The sequence below is a fragment of the Acidipila sp. EB88 genome (assembly GCF_003858395.1).
Lineage (GTDB): Bacteria > Acidobacteriota > Terriglobia > Terriglobales > Acidobacteriaceae > EB88.
Genome location: NZ_QWEV01000003.1, coordinates 1 through 17,435, shown reverse-complemented (window position 1 = coordinate 17,435; position 17,435 = coordinate 1). Strand labels below are relative to the sequence as shown.

General features: G+C 55.9%; 18 protein-coding genes. 4 read left to right on the top strand and 14 right to left on the bottom strand.

The features are described from left to right. Positions 1-918 precede the first annotated feature (918 nt). Positions 919-1,467 (top strand): recombinase family protein, encoded by a 549-nt coding sequence (locus D1Y84_RS00915; RefSeq protein ID WP_124846842.1) that lies wholly within the window; start codon positions 919-921, stop codon positions 1,465-1,467. 515 nt (positions 1,468-1,982) lie between these two features. On the opposite strand, the gene D1Y84_RS00910 is transcribed toward D1Y84_RS00915, so the two are convergent. The 6 genes from D1Y84_RS00910 to D1Y84_RS00885 form a co-directional block, all read right to left on the bottom strand. After that, positions 1,983-2,987, bottom strand: a complete 1,005-nt coding sequence (locus tag D1Y84_RS00910) for a replication protein RepA (protein WP_124846841.1) — start codon at positions 2,985-2,987, stop codon at positions 1,983-1,985. Between the two features lie 17 nt (positions 2,988-3,004). Beyond that, positions 3,005-3,283 carry a hypothetical protein gene (locus tag D1Y84_RS00905; RefSeq protein ID WP_124846840.1) on the bottom strand — a complete coding sequence of 93 codons (279 nt, stop codon included), beginning with the start codon at positions 3,281-3,283 and terminating at the stop codon, positions 3,005-3,007. After that, positions 3,265-3,876, bottom strand: coding sequence for a ParA family protein (locus tag D1Y84_RS00900; protein WP_124846839.1), 612 nt, complete (start codon positions 3,874-3,876; stop codon positions 3,265-3,267). Before D1Y84_RS00900 ends, D1Y84_RS00905 begins: the two co-directional genes overlap by 19 nt. Before the next feature lie 602 nt (positions 3,877-4,478). Continuing rightward, on the bottom strand, positions 4,479-5,111 hold the full coding sequence (locus tag D1Y84_RS00895; protein ID WP_124846838.1) for a hypothetical protein: 633 nt from the start codon (positions 5,109-5,111) through the stop codon (positions 4,479-4,481). A gap of 426 nt (positions 5,112-5,537) precedes the next feature. Further along, positions 5,538-6,032: a hypothetical protein gene (locus D1Y84_RS00890; protein ID WP_124846837.1), complete on the bottom strand. Its 495-nt coding sequence runs from the start codon at positions 6,030-6,032 to the stop codon at positions 5,538-5,540. A 242-nt stretch (positions 6,033-6,274) separates the two neighbouring features. Continuing rightward, a complete protein-coding gene (locus D1Y84_RS00885) occupies positions 6,275-6,772 on the bottom strand; it encodes a hypothetical protein (protein ID WP_124846836.1) in 498 nt (165 codons plus the stop codon). Positions 6,773-7,315: 543 nt separating this feature from the next. On the opposite strand from D1Y84_RS00885, the gene D1Y84_RS00880 reads away from it, so the two are divergent. Then, positions 7,316-7,939 carry a hypothetical protein gene (locus D1Y84_RS00880; protein ID WP_124846835.1) on the top strand — a complete coding sequence of 208 codons (624 nt, stop codon included), beginning with the start codon at positions 7,316-7,318 and terminating at the stop codon, positions 7,937-7,939. A 297-nt stretch (positions 7,940-8,236) separates the two neighbouring features. On the opposite strand, the gene D1Y84_RS17795 is transcribed toward D1Y84_RS00880, so the two are convergent. Next, positions 8,237-8,944 (bottom strand): protein rep, encoded by a 708-nt coding sequence (locus D1Y84_RS17795; RefSeq protein ID WP_255424327.1) that lies wholly within the window; start codon positions 8,942-8,944, stop codon positions 8,237-8,239. 883 nt (positions 8,945-9,827) lie between these two features. On the opposite strand from D1Y84_RS17795, the gene D1Y84_RS00870 reads away from it, so the two are divergent. Next, positions 9,828-10,376: a recombinase family protein gene (locus D1Y84_RS00870; protein WP_124846842.1), complete on the top strand. Its 549-nt coding sequence runs from the start codon at positions 9,828-9,830 to the stop codon at positions 10,374-10,376. Positions 10,377-10,891: 515 nt separating this feature from the next. On the opposite strand, the gene D1Y84_RS00865 is transcribed toward D1Y84_RS00870, so the two are convergent. The 6 genes from D1Y84_RS00865 to D1Y84_RS00840 all read right to left on the bottom strand — a co-directional run bounded on the left by D1Y84_RS00865 (position 10,892) and on the right by D1Y84_RS00840 (position 15,681). Then, positions 10,892-11,896 carry a replication protein RepA gene (locus D1Y84_RS00865; RefSeq protein ID WP_124846841.1) on the bottom strand — a complete coding sequence of 335 codons (1,005 nt, stop codon included), beginning with the start codon at positions 11,894-11,896 and terminating at the stop codon, positions 10,892-10,894. A 17-nt stretch (positions 11,897-11,913) separates the two neighbouring features. Beyond that, positions 11,914-12,192, bottom strand: coding sequence for a hypothetical protein (locus D1Y84_RS00860; protein WP_124846840.1), 279 nt, complete (start codon positions 12,190-12,192; stop codon positions 11,914-11,916). Beyond that, positions 12,174-12,785, bottom strand: a complete 612-nt coding sequence (locus tag D1Y84_RS00855) for a ParA family protein (RefSeq protein ID WP_124846839.1) — start codon at positions 12,783-12,785, stop codon at positions 12,174-12,176. Before D1Y84_RS00855 ends, D1Y84_RS00860 begins: the two co-directional genes overlap by 19 nt. Before the next feature lie 602 nt (positions 12,786-13,387). Further along, positions 13,388-14,020: a hypothetical protein gene (locus tag D1Y84_RS00850; protein ID WP_124846838.1), complete on the bottom strand. Its 633-nt coding sequence runs from the start codon at positions 14,018-14,020 to the stop codon at positions 13,388-13,390. 426 nt (positions 14,021-14,446) lie between these two features. Continuing rightward, positions 14,447-14,941 (bottom strand): hypothetical protein, encoded by a 495-nt coding sequence (locus D1Y84_RS00845; RefSeq protein ID WP_124846837.1) that lies wholly within the window; start codon positions 14,939-14,941, stop codon positions 14,447-14,449. A gap of 242 nt (positions 14,942-15,183) precedes the next feature. Continuing rightward, a complete protein-coding gene (locus D1Y84_RS00840) occupies positions 15,184-15,681 on the bottom strand; it encodes a hypothetical protein (RefSeq protein WP_124846836.1) in 498 nt (165 codons plus the stop codon). A 543-nt stretch (positions 15,682-16,224) separates the two neighbouring features. Here D1Y84_RS00840 and D1Y84_RS00835 point away from each other — a divergent pair. Continuing rightward, a complete protein-coding gene (locus tag D1Y84_RS00835) occupies positions 16,225-16,848 on the top strand; it encodes a hypothetical protein (protein WP_124846835.1) in 624 nt (207 codons plus the stop codon). A gap of 297 nt (positions 16,849-17,145) precedes the next feature. On the opposite strand, the gene D1Y84_RS17790 is transcribed toward D1Y84_RS00835, so the two are convergent. Beyond that, positions 17,146-17,435 (bottom strand): hypothetical protein (locus D1Y84_RS17790; RefSeq protein WP_158615247.1); only part of this gene is annotated, 290 nt, incomplete at its 5' end.

Genomic DNA, 17,435 nt, shown 5'->3' with positions numbered 1-17,435 from the left:
GCATAAGGTCCCTTACGCCTGCCACACAGATCCATCCTGTCGGCTAACGGGATCCGACCAGTGGTACGCATCAAGCCAGCCGTGCGCTCCTGGATTGTGGTCATTGCCGGGAGGCTATGGGTTTCCCAATAATCCGCACGCTCTTGCTTTTCTTCCTGCTCAAGGTCCTGAGGGGTGGGCCGAAGGCGATCCATGTATCTACAATATACAGTCAAACAAACACACGTTGCCTGAGTAACGATAGCGCGTTACTGCACCGCATAGCAACCACTTTCTGTCATTTTCTGTTGTTTTCTGTTGTTTTCTGTTGATTCCTAACAAGGCTACCGGGAAGGTTCTGTGCCCCGGCCCCGAACCCATTGCATATGTGCATGGGGACTGAACGGAACGCTTGGCAGCCAAACCTGGCGGTACGGGGTGGACCGAACCAAGGCGGCCCATTTCAGGGCACCGCATATTTTCTGAGCACCCGCTCCATGGCTGAGCCTGGCAGGGTGACCCCACCATGCTTTCGCTTTTATTTCGCTTTTAAGCTAGCCTGAGCTTCATGCCTGCTCCCCGCGTCCCGCTTTCGACCTTGTTGCAAATGGCAAGCCTGGTAGCTGCTGTCAGAACCGCTCGGTTCGAGGGCAGGGACTTTGCTGGAGCTGGAACGCCCCGGATGATCTGTGCCCTGCATGACTCCCTGTACATCGCTGAGCACCTGGCCGAGGCAGCGTACCGCCTCAAGCCGGGGTGGTTTGAGCCGCCTTGGTGGGAAGAGTAGGGCGATCTGCTGCTGTCCAATCCGGGTATACCCTGCTCACCCAGCGAAAACGATCCCTGAATATGTAAAAACTGGATCATTTTATGATTCATTTGACACTCTTGCATGAACGTCTTAGATTGTGTTTAGACGTTTTAGCAAGGGGGGCGAGCATGAACGGACAGACGGTTGGCTACAAGCGGGTGAGCAGCACGGACCAGAACACCATGCGCCAGTTGGACGGGCAGAGCTGTGACATGGTGTTTGAAGACAAAGCGAGCGGCAAGGACACCAAGCGCCCGGAGCTGGCTCGCCTGATAGCTCACGTTCGCAAGGGTGACACGGTGCTGATCCACAGCATGGATCGGCTGGCCAGGAATGTGGCCGACCTTCGCAAGATCGTTTCCGAGCTGAACACCAAGGGTGTCGAGGTACGGTTTCTCAAGGAGAGCCTGACGTTCACCGGCGACGACTCCCCGATGGCTAACCTGCTCCTGAACCTTCTGGGAGCTGTGGCAGAGTTCGAGCGGTCGATGATCCTTGAGCGTCAGCGGGAAGGCATCACGGTGGCCAAGGCGGCCGGCAAGTACCGGGGCGGGCAGAAGAAGCTTACGGCCGAACAGGTGGAGCAGCTCAAGGCCAAGGTGGAGATGGGATTGCCGATAGCTCGGTTGGCCCGGGAGTTCGGCGTGACCCGGCAGACGATCTACAACAACGTCTAGATGGCAAAGGCATAAGGGGCGCTAGCTACTCTGCCTCAGCGTGAGTGCAGGCCAGATTGGAACGGGAGCACCGGAGGCAAGGGCGACCCCATTTTCCGTAACCAGGAGTTCCAAGCTGCCATACGGGAAACGGCCTCCAGGGCGTTCTAAGCGACTTTCCGTTTCGTGATGGGCCAATCCACCATTCATGGTGTAGACGGCCCTCCTGTGCCCAGTTCTCTTTGATTACGGCCTGCGTCTGGCCTGGTTTTGGGGTTGACTAGCCCATCCCCAGGTAGGTTTTGACTTTGTTTACGCCTGTGCGCGCTTGCGAACGGGTTAGCTGGTGGCTTGCTGCTGTGTTCCACATTTCCAAACTCATCGCTACAAGACAGAACTACAAGAGTTCTTTATCTATAAGAAGTATGCGCCCCCAAATCATCCCCGTATTTCACCTTCTCGCGCCCCCAAATCATCCCCGTATGCGCCCCCAAATCATCCCCCTGTAAGGGGGTAATTCACAGGAGTTTTGTGGATCATAAGCGGGCTGGAATCAGGGCTTTCCTAGTGGGGTGGATGGTGATGCCTTTCTCATCTGTGACCACTCGGATGTGTTTGAGGTAGGGCCGAACGGATGGGAGTGCTTCGATGACTTTCTCTCTAAACTTACGAACGCGCTTGTACTCTGCCCCGGACTGCGCCATGAACGATGGCCACTCCACGGTTAACGGCCCCTTGCCACCCTTGGTTAACGTGTGTGACCGATACAGGCACCAAGCGTACAAGTCGAGGTGCAGAGCAGAGTTCTTGAGTGCTTTCAGGGCAGCCATATCCAACGGGACTAGGCTACTGAGCACCTTGCGGTAGAACGACTCGGATAGGGTGATATGGCTCTCGAACAGTCCGGTCTGCTCCGTGTCCTTCGAGGTCCACCAGAACTCACCAGACTCTGATACCTGCATATCGATGTAGGCGTATCCATCGTCTTTCTGGTGCTCCTGCTCAAAGGACACGCGGACCCGGGCAAATCGTTCCACTTGTTCCTTAACCCGTCGCTTGTCACTGCGCTTACCGCTACCATTCTCGGGATTCAGGTTGATGGCCCTCATGAACTGCCCCAGACTTGCCCCTAAGCTCACGGTGCGCTTTTCCAAGGCGGTCTGGTTCAGCTGGTTCTTTTGGTGCTCGATCTGTGTCATCACGTAGAACATGAGCAGGCGCGGGACAGTTCCAAAGGGATAGCCGATGCTCACCCTCTGTCCTGTCTTCCTGTCTGTCTTCCGGCCCGGTTGCAGGCTCATGGTGAGCCAAGGCGTGGACCGGGACCACTCGGGCACATCTCCGGGGTCATCGTGCGGGAAACAGCACTGGATGAGCTGGCTAGGCATGTAGGCAAGGCTTTCTGTGCCGTACTCCTGCTGCTCAAAGCTTTCTCGGGCAGCAATGTCCGCAAGCTTCTGCTTGGATAATTCTCCGGGTGCCCGTCTTCGTTTGGGAAGCAAGCCGGGCAAGATGTCAGCTGCTTTTTTCAGTTCTGCCATCTGCTGCTCTCAGGTTCCTAGGTGTTTTTATGCTTAGGTGGTTCAAGATACTCAAGCATGAGGGCTTGCAGCATGTCTGAGAGATCTGGGGTTTCCGGGTGCTCATCCTCCCACTTGCGCCATGCCAGCTTGCGGGTCTCAGAGTGCAGGAACACCTTGGTGCCCTTGTATGCGGGATCGGTGCTCTTGGCGGTCCTCTCTCCTTTTGCTGGTGTCGCTGGTGACCCGTTGCTGTTCTGTCTTATGCCTTGTAGAGCCGACGCAAACCCGCTGGTCTTTACTTTTGCCGTGCCCATTTTTGGATCTCCTTTCCTGCTTCCTGGTACGCTGCCCATCCCCGTACTCCATTGCGGTCGGCCATATCTTGCACGAGCTGGCCTGCACCAGCGGCGCGCTCAAAGGCTTTGAAGCGGGGGATGGACGCTTTCACTGTGCGGACTTTCATGCTGCTCAGAAGTGCCCTGAGTTCGTTTACCTCGTGGGTGGAGTCGGCTGCCACCTTGGTTAGCAGGACGCAGAACCGAGTGTGCCCAAGCTCTTGTAGTGCCCTAACCGTCTGCCCTGTAGAGTCGACATCGAGCGCAGATGGTACGGCAGGAATCACCAGCCAATCGCATCCATCGGCGGCAGCCTTGAGATCCTCTGCACCAAGACGCTGACCGGTGTCGATGACTACATGAGTGTGCGACCGTGCGAGCATGGCAGCTTGATCAATCGGGGCCACCTTGAACGGCAAGCCGGGTCCACGTTGTGACCAAGCTAGAGCGTTCCGCGTCTGGTCCCCGTCAAGGAGCAGGGTGGGCGCCAACATTTGGAAATAGGCGGCCAGGTGCACGGCGCTTGTGCTCTTGCCTGAACCACCCTTGTTCGATAGGACCGTAAGGATCATTCGGCCTCCGTGCCATTCACCATACTGAAACTCAAGTGTTTTTTATACCCAAGATTTTAGGTACCTAGGTATTAAGGTATTCAGGTTTAAAACCTAAACCTTTTGCTTTCATCACTTGCAAACCGCACTAGCAAATGGCTGCGGGCTTCTTTTATCGCGGGGCTGTATGTGTTGGAGACCGTCGGTCCTCAAGGTCGCGAACCGCTCAACTTCTCGGCACCCATACCCCCAGCTTGAACGCACCAGAGCCGCAATGCAGCCAGATGTTCCTTTGTGGCGATTAGAGGCTCTCCAAGGGGCGCTTGCGGCTGCGGTCAAGCATCAGCATGCCCAAGGATGCAGACGGGCACAGAGGGGCACTAGCGTGCGATTTGAGGCGCAAGGAGACGAACAGGTGCGCCTTCAATGCGCCTGTGAGCATGAGTTTCGCTCCTCGGCCTGCATGCCAGGCACCCAAGCGGCCCTTTTATGGAGTGCGTAAAAATGCCGCCGGGATCGGAACAAGGCTGTTCGAATGCCCCTGAGTACCTTGGGAACCCGGGTGGTTGCCGGGTTGAGACTCTTCAGGGGCAGACCTAGTCAAAGCTGTGGAGCAGCCAGGTCTACTTGGCTCGCCCAACAATGCGCCCATCTGAAAGCTGTATCTGCACTGTTCGGCCAGAGCGATGGCGGCAGATCAACTCAGAGGAATCTTCAGAGAACGCCAACTCTCCACCTTTCAGCCACCACCACGAGTGTTCGTAACTTCGAGGCGGATGGTCGGCGGTCCTTTCCTCTTGCGTCATTAGATCCGCCACCTTGTACACAGCAATATGCGAAACTGTCGGCCACATGCGGTACACGCTTAGCAGTATCGTCCCCCCGTCCTGCCAGTCTCCCACTCGCACCAAAGCTACATACTGCCCATTCTCCGAGATCAAAGGCCATCTTCCCCGCGCATCATCTCCTGCGGCAGGAGCCAACGTCATAGTGTTCGACCAAAAACTTGTCTGATTATTGGGTGCCCATCCTTGATCAGGGTTGCTGCGAAGCGATGAAAGAATGCGGAACGTGGTGCTGCGCATTCGCATCGGGCTTGCTGAAGCATTCACATACACAGGGTCTGCAATGATCATAAAGCGCCCATTGCGCGAAAGAGATGCCTGCACAGCAGGGGGCGGCGCGAATGCCATACCTGGCAGCATGATCCCAAGCAGCGATACGCAAGACAGGGCCACTCGTGCAGTTCTTCTCATGAATACGGGCACTCCTTCGTCTTCCAAGCCGGATCCGTGCATGCGGAGCTTCTTTCAGGTAGACACCAGCGCACACAGCCATGTTCCTGATCAGGCAGTTTGGTCAAGTTCGCGACAGCCACTATCCCCTATCTAGCCGCCCCTGAATACCTCGGGGAACCCGGATGAGCCGTTTGGACGCCACGTTTACAGCCAAAACAGGTTGAGCGTCCAGAGCACGCAAAGGCGCTCTATAACTGGCGCTAACGCGGTTTCCGGCTGGTTTTCATTTTTGAAAATATGCAGGGATGGAAGTTTGGCGAATGCGTCGGTCCACGGATTGCGCAGGGCTGGCTTTTCTGGGTACCCCCGGGAGGGTTTGTGCGGGCAGGCAGCCATTGTTTCCGGGAACCCTGACTTTCAAGGATCAACGGCGGGAGGTCCGGCCTACTTACACGAATCGGCCGTGATGCTGAATAGGTCTACCAGCGCGCTACCGTCCACAATCCTGATCCCCGCAATCGTGAAGCTCTGTTGCTTCCACGCTTCCCTCGTGGCCAGGGCGCAGCCGATCATCACGAAATTCCCGTTCTCTGGCTTCACCTCCCGCAGGTCGAATGAACGCAACCGAGGATAGCCGGAACCTATGGTCTCGCGCATTGCTGCCACAAATTGCTGTTTCGTCAGATTGGGAGCATCTCGCTGTCCCGAGAGCAGTTCGTTCTTGAAGTCGGCGGTTTGATCTTGGATCTCCCAGAGGTCGCCCCAATCTTGCTTGAGTTGATCCCTCACATATCGCTCGATGACCGGTTGGACGATAATTCGCTGAGCCGGAGTAAGCGCAGAGTATGGATCGTTGCCAGTGCCCAGGGCCATCATCGCAACGAACAGAACAGCGCCACCTCTAATTCCGTGCATGCCGATCAGAATATGCGCGGACACCTAAGGAACACAATTAGAGGCGAAGATCCTCACAAACGGCGTCTTCGGCAACATGCTCCTAGTCCCTTCTGCCAAGGGTGCCGAGTCGCTTCACCTGGTAGCGGTACAGCAGGCAGAGTGCGAGGGCGAGCATCCTGTAGCCAGCGTCAACCTGGCCGCCCCTGAGTACCTCGGGAACCCGGGCGGCTGCCGAGGATGGGAACTTTCTAGAGATCAGCTGAGGCGCGTTAACTCGTTTTGGACTACGGTCTGCGAATGACGACTTGGTTCATCAATCCAGTTTCGTCTGACGTTTTCCGGTGATGCACACCGCTGAACACCATGGAGATCCAAAAACGATCTGTTTCGACGCTGGCCGAGTACATCGGGCGTTGTAAGCGCCTTGACCATTCGGCAGCTTGAGGGCTTGCAACGATCGTCTCGATGCCGGGGTATGCAAGAAACCAGTCAATGTCGAATCGGTACCCATCCGGCTCGCCGGCAGCCTTATACGCGGCGGTGGTTGCAAACTCATCTCCCCATCCTGAGCGCCAGGATGTTTCATCGATACGCGTCTCGTACATTAAATGCACTACGTGCGTGAACGTCAGCTCATACGTCCCCGGCTCGATGCACATAGTGTCTTGAATGAGGAACCTGTAGTCTCTGCCGTTGGCGGTGAAACCATGTTCCGTGATTGCGAAGTCGAAGCTGGCTAGAGTGCCCTTCTTTAACAAGTTCGCCAGTGGATGATCAATCATTTGTGATCTTTCGCCTCGCTACGATAGCTTTCAGCCCCTACCAAGTCTAGTTCTGGCGCAACGATCTTATCCCCAACCTGGCCGCCCCTGAGTACCTCGGGAACCCGGGTGGTCGCCGAGAGGACGCCCCTTCACACCCAGAACAGATTGAGTGCCCAGACCACGCAAAGGCGCTCCACGGCTGGCGCTAACCCGTTTTCGGCCGGTTTTCATTTTTGAAAATATGCAGGAACAGGGATTTGGCTACTGCGTCGGTCCCATGATGGCTTCGGGCTGGCTTTTCTGGGTACCCCCGGGAGGGTTTGTGCGGGCAGGCAGCCATTGTTTCCGGGAACACGACTTTGCGGAAGGGTGGTTCTTCTAAGCCCCTATTAGTATTTGAGGATGGGATCAAAGCCGCAAGAGGGCCGGGAACAGCTCAGGAAAAAGCTGATAAATCTCGTCAGTCTTTCCCTGCTTTTCGCCAACGGGTGCCGGTACACACCCACTTCCAAAATGGAATCTATCGATTCTTCAACGATCAGCCAGGATGGTAGCTCTCGCGTGACGGTACTTCGCGAAGGCACCAAAGCGGCCCTGACGAATCCATGGATCTTCGTTTATCTCACCAAGGGACCGGCACCCCTCAACAAGAAGCCAGGAGAACGAATCAGAACGGATCAGATAGCTTTCGAGATCTCTGGTGCTTGGCCTGTGAGGGCCACTTGGCTCGATAACACCCGCTTGCAAATCTTGTGCGATGGGTGTGGTGCGCCGTTGGCATGGGCCAGCAAGAAGAGAGATCGAGTGGGTAACGTAGCGGTAACGTATGCAAAGTTTCCCTCTGTGCCCCATGAACTGCAAGAAAACTATCAAGACAATCCTGGCGGAAACCTCAGGGCTGAGCAGTTTTACTACACACTTCCCGATACCCCAATCTCTGATTCAACCACGGTTCGCATAGAGCCTCTGCCTCTTGACTACAACAAGAAGTTGGAGTGGGTAAACGGTCACTGGCCCGAAGATGTTTTAGAACTGGCTAAGACTAAGCCTTTGATCCTGCGCTGGTCAGACGACAAGACTCTCGTCGTCCTCTGTGACAAGTGTGGCCGGAAGCTCAGTGATGCCTCAAACAAGCTAGATTCCGTCTATGGAGTTCATGTGAGATTCGAGGGATTTGTTCCCTAGATCAAGCGTTTCGTTGTCGTCTTTCTAGCTGCACCCATTTCTCAAAGGCCCGCAAAACGGCATTTTCGGCAACATGCTCCTAGTCCCTTCTGCCAAGGGTGCCGAGTCGCTTCACCTGGTAGCGGTACAGCAGGCAGAGTGCTAGGGCCACGAGTCCGCAAACAGGGTGAGCGTCAACGATGTGCTGAATCAAGGCTGGATCGGACATGGTGGCATTCTCCGGACTCGGGATGAAGCAACTGTACGGATCTCAGTACCATTTCCCTGAACAGGGCCGATATTCCTTGGATCTGTAGACTAGTTCACTTCCGCCCTGTCCCAAGGAGCAGTCCAGCCCTGGCGGTTCACGAAATTCCGAGGCCGTGCCAAGGTGCCGAAGTATCGCCGTTTGCTCTTCAGGGCCTGGATCTCCGTGAGGAAACGGTCGGGATCATCGAGCGCCTCGGACCAGCGAGTAATGAACCCCTTTCGGGCGGGCCGGTCTGCATACTCGGAGTTCTTGGTGGCATAGGCAGCCACATCGAACGTGTCCTGCCTGGGAATGGCGTTCACCTGAATATCCCGGTCACGATTGTTGTGCGAGAGGGTCAGCCACCACGAGGACCACTGTTCAGCCGAAGGGAGCTTTGTGCCCGTCTTCTGTGCAAAGGCGGCGAGCGTATGGGTGTGGCAGGAGGTGTGGGTTGGATTCTGAGCAGGCACGCTGTACTCGAAGGACGCAAAATGGCCCCGGAGTAGAGGTTTGACCTCTGGGTGCTTCATCAGCCGTTCGGTTCCAGTGATTGCAGCCTGAGCATTCTGCCGGAGTTCTGCAGGCAGGCAGTCATGGATGGTGGCAGTGATGTGCACCCAGGAAAGCTTTTGGGGTGCCCGGGAAAGCACTCTTCTATGCAGCCACTGTTTCTGTTTGAAAGCAGTGAACGAGACACAGAATGGACAGAACATGCTGGCACACAGGGAACGAGTGGGAGCATAAGGTCCCTTACGCCTGCCACACAGATCCATCCTGTCGGCTAACGGGATCCGACCAGTGGTACGCATCAAGCCAGCCGTGCGCTCCTGGATTGTGGTCATTGCCGGGAGGCTATGGGTTTCCCAATAATCCGCACGCTCTTGCTTTTCTTCCTGCTCAAGGTCCTGAGGGGTGGGCCGAAGGCGATCCATGTATCTACAATATACAGTCAAACAAACACACGTTGCCTGAGTAACGATAGCGCGTTACTGCACCGCATAGCAACCACTTTCTGTCATTTTCTGTTGTTTTCTGTTGTTTTCTGTTGATTCCTAACAAGGCTACCGGGAAGGTTCTGTGCCCCGGCCCCGAACCCATTGCATATGTGCATGGGGACTGAACGGAACGCTTGGCAGCCAAACCTGGCGGTACGGGGTGGACCGAACCAAGGCGGCCCATTTCAGGGCACCGCATATTTTCTGAGCACCCGCTCCATGGCTGAGCCTGGCAGGGTGACCCCACCATGCTTTCGCTTTTATTTCGCTTTTAAGCTAGCCTGAGCTTCATGCCTGCTCCCCGCGTCCCGCTTTCGACCTTGTTGCAAATGGCAAGCCTGGTAGCTGCTGTCAGAACCGCTCGGTTCGAGGGCAGGGACTTTGCTGGAGCTGGAACGCCCCGGATGATCTGTGCCCTGCATGACTCCCTGTACATCGCTGAGCACCTGGCCGAGGCAGCGTACCGCCTCAAGCCGGGGTGGTTTGAGCCGCCTTGGTGGGAAGAGTAGGGCGATCTGCTGCTGTCCAATCCGGGTATACCCTGCTCACCCAGCGAAAACGATCCCTGAATATGTAAAAACTGGATCATTTTATGATTCATTTGACACTCTTGCATGAACGTCTTAGATTGTGTTTAGACGTTTTAGCAAGGGGGGCGAGCATGAACGGACAGACGGTTGGCTACAAGCGGGTGAGCAGCACGGACCAGAACACCATGCGCCAGTTGGACGGGCAGAGCTGTGACATGGTGTTTGAAGACAAAGCGAGCGGCAAGGACACCAAGCGCCCGGAGCTGGCTCGCCTGATAGCTCACGTTCGCAAGGGTGACACGGTGCTGATCCACAGCATGGATCGGCTGGCCAGGAATGTGGCCGACCTTCGCAAGATCGTTTCCGAGCTGAACACCAAGGGTGTCGAGGTACGGTTTCTCAAGGAGAGCCTGACGTTCACCGGCGACGACTCCCCGATGGCTAACCTGCTCCTGAACCTTCTGGGAGCTGTGGCAGAGTTCGAGCGGTCGATGATCCTTGAGCGTCAGCGGGAAGGCATCACGGTGGCCAAGGCGGCCGGCAAGTACCGGGGCGGGCAGAAGAAGCTTACGGCCGAACAGGTGGAGCAGCTCAAGGCCAAGGTGGAGATGGGATTGCCGATAGCTCGGTTGGCCCGGGAGTTCGGCGTGACCCGGCAGACGATCTACAACAACGTCTAGATGGCAAAGGCATAAGGGGCGCTAGCTACTCTGCCTCAGCGTGAGTGCAGGCCAGATTGGAACGGGAGCACCGGAGGCAAGGGCGACCCCATTTTCCGTAACCAGGAGTTCCAAGCTGCCATACGGGAAACGGCCTCCAGGGCGTTCTAAGCGACTTTCCGTTTCGTGATGGGCCAATCCACCATTCATGGTGTAGACGGCCCTCCTGTGCCCAGTTCTCTTTGATTACGGCCTGCGTCTGGCCTGGTTTTGGGGTTGACTAGCCCATCCCCAGGTAGGTTTTGACTTTGTTTACGCCTGTGCGCGCTTGCGAACGGGTTAGCTGGTGGCTTGCTGCTGTGTTCCACATTTCCAAACTCATCGCTACAAGACAGAACTACAAGAGTTCTTTATCTATAAGAAGTATGCGCCCCCAAATCATCCCCGTATTTCACCTTCTCGCGCCCCCAAATCATCCCCGTATGCGCCCCCAAATCATCCCCCTGTAAGGGGGTAATTCACAGGAGTTTTGTGGATCATAAGCGGGCTGGAATCAGGGCTTTCCTAGTGGGGTGGATGGTGATGCCTTTCTCATCTGTGACCACTCGGATGTGTTTGAGGTAGGGCCGAACGGATGGGAGTGCTTCGATGACTTTCTCTCTAAACTTACGAACGCGCTTGTACTCTGCCCCGGACTGCGCCATGAACGATGGCCACTCCACGGTTAACGGCCCCTTGCCACCCTTGGTTAACGTGTGTGACCGATACAGGCACCAAGCGTACAAGTCGAGGTGCAGAGCAGAGTTCTTGAGTGCTTTCAGGGCAGCCATATCCAACGGGACTAGGCTACTGAGCACCTTGCGGTAGAACGACTCGGATAGGGTGATATGGCTCTCGAACAGTCCGGTCTGCTCCGTGTCCTTCGAGGTCCACCAGAACTCACCAGACTCTGATACCTGCATATCGATGTAGGCGTATCCATCGTCTTTCTGGTGCTCCTGCTCAAAGGACACGCGGACCCGGGCAAATCGTTCCACTTGTTCCTTAACCCGTCGCTTGTCACTGCGCTTACCGCTACCATTCTCGGGATTCAGGTTGATGGCCCTCATGAACTGCCCCAGACTTGCCCCTAAGCTCACGGTGCGCTTTTCCAAGGCGGTCTGGTTCAGCTGGTTCTTTTGGTGCTCGATCTGTGTCATCACGTAGAACATGAGCAGGCGCGGGACAGTTCCAAAGGGATAGCCGATGCTCACCCTCTGTCCTGTCTTCCTGTCTGTCTTCCGGCCCGGTTGCAGGCTCATGGTGAGCCAAGGCGTGGACCGGGACCACTCGGGCACATCTCCGGGGTCATCGTGCGGGAAACAGCACTGGATGAGCTGGCTAGGCATGTAGGCAAGGCTTTCTGTGCCGTACTCCTGCTGCTCAAAGCTTTCTCGGGCAGCAATGTCCGCAAGCTTCTGCTTGGATAATTCTCCGGGTGCCCGTCTTCGTTTGGGAAGCAAGCCGGGCAAGATGTCAGCTGCTTTTTTCAGTTCTGCCATCTGCTGCTCTCAGGTTCCTAGGTGTTTTTATGCTTAGGTGGTTCAAGATACTCAAGCATGAGGGCTTGCAGCATGTCTGAGAGATCTGGGGTTTCCGGGTGCTCATCCTCCCACTTGCGCCATGCCAGCTTGCGGGTCTCAGAGTGCAGGAACACCTTGGTGCCCTTGTATGCGGGATCGGTGCTCTTGGCGGTCCTCTCTCCTTTTGCTGGTGTCGCTGGTGACCCGTTGCTGTTCTGTCTTATGCCTTGTAGAGCCGACGCAAACCCGCTGGTCTTTACTTTTGCCGTGCCCATTTTTGGATCTCCTTTCCTGCTTCCTGGTACGCTGCCCATCCCCGTACTCCATTGCGGTCGGCCATATCTTGCACGAGCTGGCCTGCACCAGCGGCGCGCTCAAAGGCTTTGAAGCGGGGGATGGACGCTTTCACTGTGCGGACTTTCATGCTGCTCAGAAGTGCCCTGAGTTCGTTTACCTCGTGGGTGGAGTCGGCTGCCACCTTGGTTAGCAGGACGCAGAACCGAGTGTGCCCAAGCTCTTGTAGTGCCCTAACCGTCTGCCCTGTAGAGTCGACATCGAGCGCAGATGGTACGGCAGGAATCACCAGCCAATCGCATCCATCGGCGGCAGCCTTGAGATCCTCTGCACCAAGACGCTGACCGGTGTCGATGACTACATGAGTGTGCGACCGTGCGAGCATGGCAGCTTGATCAATCGGGGCCACCTTGAACGGCAAGCCGGGTCCACGTTGTGACCAAGCTAGAGCGTTCCGCGTCTGGTCCCCGTCAAGGAGCAGGGTGGGCGCCAACATTTGGAAATAGGCGGCCAGGTGCACGGCGCTTGTGCTCTTGCCTGAACCACCCTTGTTCGATAGGACCGTAAGGATCATTCGGCCTCCGTGCCATTCACCATACTGAAACTCAAGTGTTTTTTATACCCAAGATTTTAGGTACCTAGGTATTAAGGTATTCAGGTTTAAAACCTAAACCTTTTGCTTTCATCACTTGCAAACCGCACTAGCAAATGGCTGCGGGCTTCTTTTATCGCGGGGCTGTATGTGTTGGAGACCGTCGGTCCTCAAGGTCGCGAACCGCTCAACTTCTCGGCACCCATACCCCCAGCTTGAACGCACCAGAGCCGCAATGCAGCCAGATGTTCCTTTGTGGCGATTAGAGGCTCTCCAAGGGGCGCTTGCGGCTGCGGTCAAGCATCAGCATGCCCAAGGATGCAGACGGGCACAGAGGGGCACTAGCGTGCGATTTGAGGCGCAAGGAGACGAACAGGTGCGCCTTCAATGCGCCTGTGAGCATGAGTTTCGCTCCTCGGCCTGCATGCCAGGCACCCAAGCGGCCCTTTTATGGAGTGCGTAAAAATGCCGCCGGGATCGGAACAAGGCTGTTCGAATGCCCCTGAGTACCTTGGGAACCCGGGTGGTTGCCGGGTTGAGACTCTTCAGGGGCAGACCTAGTCAAAGCTGTGGAGCAGCCAGGTCTACTTGGCTCGCCCAACAATGCGCCCATCTGAAAGCTGTATCTGCACTGTTCGGCCAGAGCGATGGCGGCAGATCAACTCAGAGGAATCTTCAGAGAACGCCAACTCTCCACCTTTCAGCCACCACCACGAGTGTTCGTAACTTCGAGGCGGATGGTCGGCGGTCCTTTCCTCTTGCGTCATTAGATCCGCCACCTTGTACACAGCAATATGCGAAACTGTCGGCCACATGCGGTACACGCTTAGCAGTATCGTCCCCCCGTCCTGCCAGTCTCCCACTCGCACCAAAGCTACATACTGCCCATTCTCCGAGATCAAAGGCCATCTTCCCCGCGCATCATCTCCTGCGGCAGGAGCCAACGTCATAGTGTTCGACCAAAAACTTGTCTGATTATTGGGTGCCCATCCTTGATCAGGGTTGCTGCGAAGCGATGAAAGAATGCGGAACGTGGTGCTGCGCATTCGCATCGGGCTTGCTGAAGCATTCACATACACAGGGTCTGCAATGATCATAAAGCGCCCATTGCGCGAAAGAGATGCCTGCACAGCAGGGGGCGGCGCGAATGCCATACCTGGCAGCATGATCCCAAGCAGCGATACGCAAGACAGGGCCACTCGTGCAGTTCTTCTCATGAATACGGGCACTCCTTCGTCTTCCAAGCCGGATCCGTGCATGCGGAGCTTCTTTCAGGTAGACACCAGCGCACACAGCCATGTTCCTGATCAGGCAGTTTGGTCAAGTTCGCGACAGCCACTATCCCCTATCTAGCCGCCCCTGAATACCTCGGGGAACCCGGATGAGCCGTTTGGACGCCACGTTTACAGCCAAAACAGGTTGAGCGTCCAGAGCACGCAAAGGCGCTCTATAACTGGCGCTAACGCGGTTTCCGGCTGGTTTTCATTTTTGAAAATATGCAGGGATGGAAGTTTGGCGAATGCGTCGGTCCACGGATTGCGCAGGGCTGGCTTTTCTGGGTACCCCCGGGAGGGTTTGTGCGGGCAGGCAGCCATTGTTTCCGGGAACCCTGACTTTCAAGGATCAACGGCGGGAGGTCCGGCCTACTTACACGAATCGGCCGTGATGCTGAATAGGTCTACCAGCGCGCTACCGTCCACAATCCTGATCCCCGCAATCGTGAAGCTCTGTTGCTTCCACGCTTCCCTCGTGGCCAGGGCGCAGCCGATCATCACGAAATTCCCGTTCTCTGGCTTCACCTCCCGCAGGTCGAATGAACGCAACCGAGGATAGCCGGAACCTATGGTCTCGCGCATTGCTGCCACAAATTGCTGTTTCGTCAGATTGGGAGCATCTCGCTGTCCCGAGAGCAGTTCGTTCTTGAAGTCGGCGGTTTGATCTTGGATCTCCCAGAGGTCGCCCCAATCTTGCTTGAGTTGATCCCTCACATATCGCTCGATGACCGGTTGGACGATAATTCGCTGAGCCGGAGTAAGCGCAGAGTATGGATCGTTGCCAGTGCCCAGGGCCATCATCGCAACGAACAGAACAGCGCCACCTCTAATTCCGTGCATGCCGATCAGAATATGCGCGGACACCTAAGGAACACAATTAGAGGCGAAGATCCTCACAAACGGCGTCTTCGGCAACATGCTCCTAGTCCCTTCTGCCAAGGGTGCCGAGTCGCTTCACCTGGTAGCGGTACAGCAGGCAGAGTGCGAGGGCGAGCATCCTGTAGCCAGCGTCAACCTGGCCGCCCCTGAGTACCTCGGGAACCCGGGCGGCTGCCGAGGATGGGAACTTTCTAGAGATCAGCTGAGGCGCGTTAACTCGTTTTGGACTACGGTCTGCGAATGACGACTTGGTTCATCAATCCAGTTTCGTCTGACGTTTTCCGGTGATGCACACCGCTGAACACCATGGAGATCCAAAAACGATCTGTTTCGACGCTGGCCGAGTACATCGGGCGTTGTAAGCGCCTTGACCATTCGGCAGCTTGAGGGCTTGCAACGATCGTCTCGATGCCGGGGTATGCAAGAAACCAGTCAATGTCGAATCGGTACCCATCCGGCTCGCCGGCAGCCTTATACGCGGCGGTGGTTGCAAACTCATCTCCCCATCCTGAGCGCCAGGATGTTTCATCGATACGCGTCTCGTACATTAAATGCACTACGTGCGTGAACGTCAGCTCATACGTCCCCGGCTCGATGCACATAGTGTCTTGAATGAGGAACCTGTAGTCTCTGCCGTTGGCGGTGAAACCATGTTCCGTGATTGCGAAGTCGAAGCTGGCTAGAGTGCCCTTCTTTAACAAGTTCGCCAGTGGATGATCAATCATTTGTGATCTTTCGCCTCGCTACGATAGCTTTCAGCCCCTACCAAGTCTAGTTCTGGCGCAACGATCTTATCCCCAACCTGGCCGCCCCTGAGTACCTCGGGAACCCGGGTGGTCGCCGAGAGGACGCCCCTTCACACCCAGAACAGATTGAGTGCCCAGACCACGCAAAGGCGCTCCACGGCTGGCGCTAACCCGTTTTCGGCCGGTTTTCATTTTTGAAAATATGCAGGAACAGGGATTTGGCTACTGCGTCGGTCCCATGATGGCTTCGGGCTGGCTTTTCTGGGTACCCCCGGGAGGGTTTGTGCGGGCAGGCAGCCATTGTTTCCGGGAACACGACTTTGCGGAAGGGTGGTTCTTCTAAGCCCCTATTAGTATTTGAGGATGGGATCAAAGCCGCAAGAGGGCCGGGAACAGCTCAGGAAAAAGCTGATAAATCTCGTCAGTCTTTCCCTGCTTTTCGCCAACGGGTGCCGGTACACACCCACTTCCAAAATGGAATCTATCGATTCTTCAACGATCAGCCAGGATGGTAGCTCTCGCGTGACGGTACTTCGCGAAGGCACCAAAGCGGCCCTGACGAATCCATGGATCTTCGTTTATCTCACCAAGGGACCGGCACCCCTCAACAAGAAGCCAGGAGAACGAATCAGAACGGATCAGATAGCTTTCGAGATCTCTGGTGCTTGGCCTGTGAGGGCCACTTGGCTCGATAACACCCGCTTGCAAATCTTGTGCGATGGGTGTGGTGCGCCGTTGGCATGGGCCAGCAAGAAGAGAGATCGAGTGGGTAACGTAGCGGTAACGTATGCAAAGTTTCCCTCTGTGCCCCATGAACTGCAAGAAAACTATCAAGACAATCCTGGCGGAAACCTCAGGGCTGAGCAGTTTTACTACACACTTCCCGATACCCCAATCTCTGATTCAACCACGGTTCGCATAGAGCCTCTGCCTCTTGACTACAACAAGAAGTTGGAGTGGGTAAACGGTCACTGGCCCGAAGATGTTTTAGAACTGGCTAAGACTAAGCCTTTGATCCTGCGCTGGTCAGACGACAAGACTCTCGTCGTCCTCTGTGACAAGTGTGGCCGGAAGCTCAGTGATGCCTCAAACAAGCTAGATTCCGTCTATGGAGTTCATGTGAGATTCGAGGGATTTGTTCCCTAGATCAAGCGTTTCGTTGTCGTCTTTCTAGCTGCACCCATTTCTCAAAGGCCCGCAAAACGGCATTTTCGGCAACATGCTCCTAGTCCCTTCTGCCAAGGGTGCCGAGTCGCTTCACCTGGTAGCGGTACAGCAGGCAGAGTGCTAGGGCCACGAGTCCGCAAACAGGGTGAGCGTCAACGATGTGCTGAATCAAGGCTGGATCGGACATGGTGGCATTCTCCGGACTCGGGATGAAGCAACTGTACGGATCTCAGTACCATTTCCCTGAACAGGGCCGATATTCCTTGGATCTGTAGACTAGTTCACTTCCGCCCTGTCCCAAGGAGCAGTCCAGCCCTGGCGGTTCACGAAATTCCGAGGCCGTGCCAAGGTGCCGAAGTATCGCCGTTTGCTCTTCAGGGCCTGGATCTCCGTGAGGAAACGGTCGGGATCATCGAGCGCCTCGGACCAGCGAGTAATGAACCCCTTTCGGGCGGGCCGGTCTGCATACTCGGAGTTCTTGGTGGCATAGGCAGCCACATCGAACGTGTCCTGCCTGGGAATGGCGTTCACCTGAATATCCGCGTCACGATTGTTGTGCGAGAGGG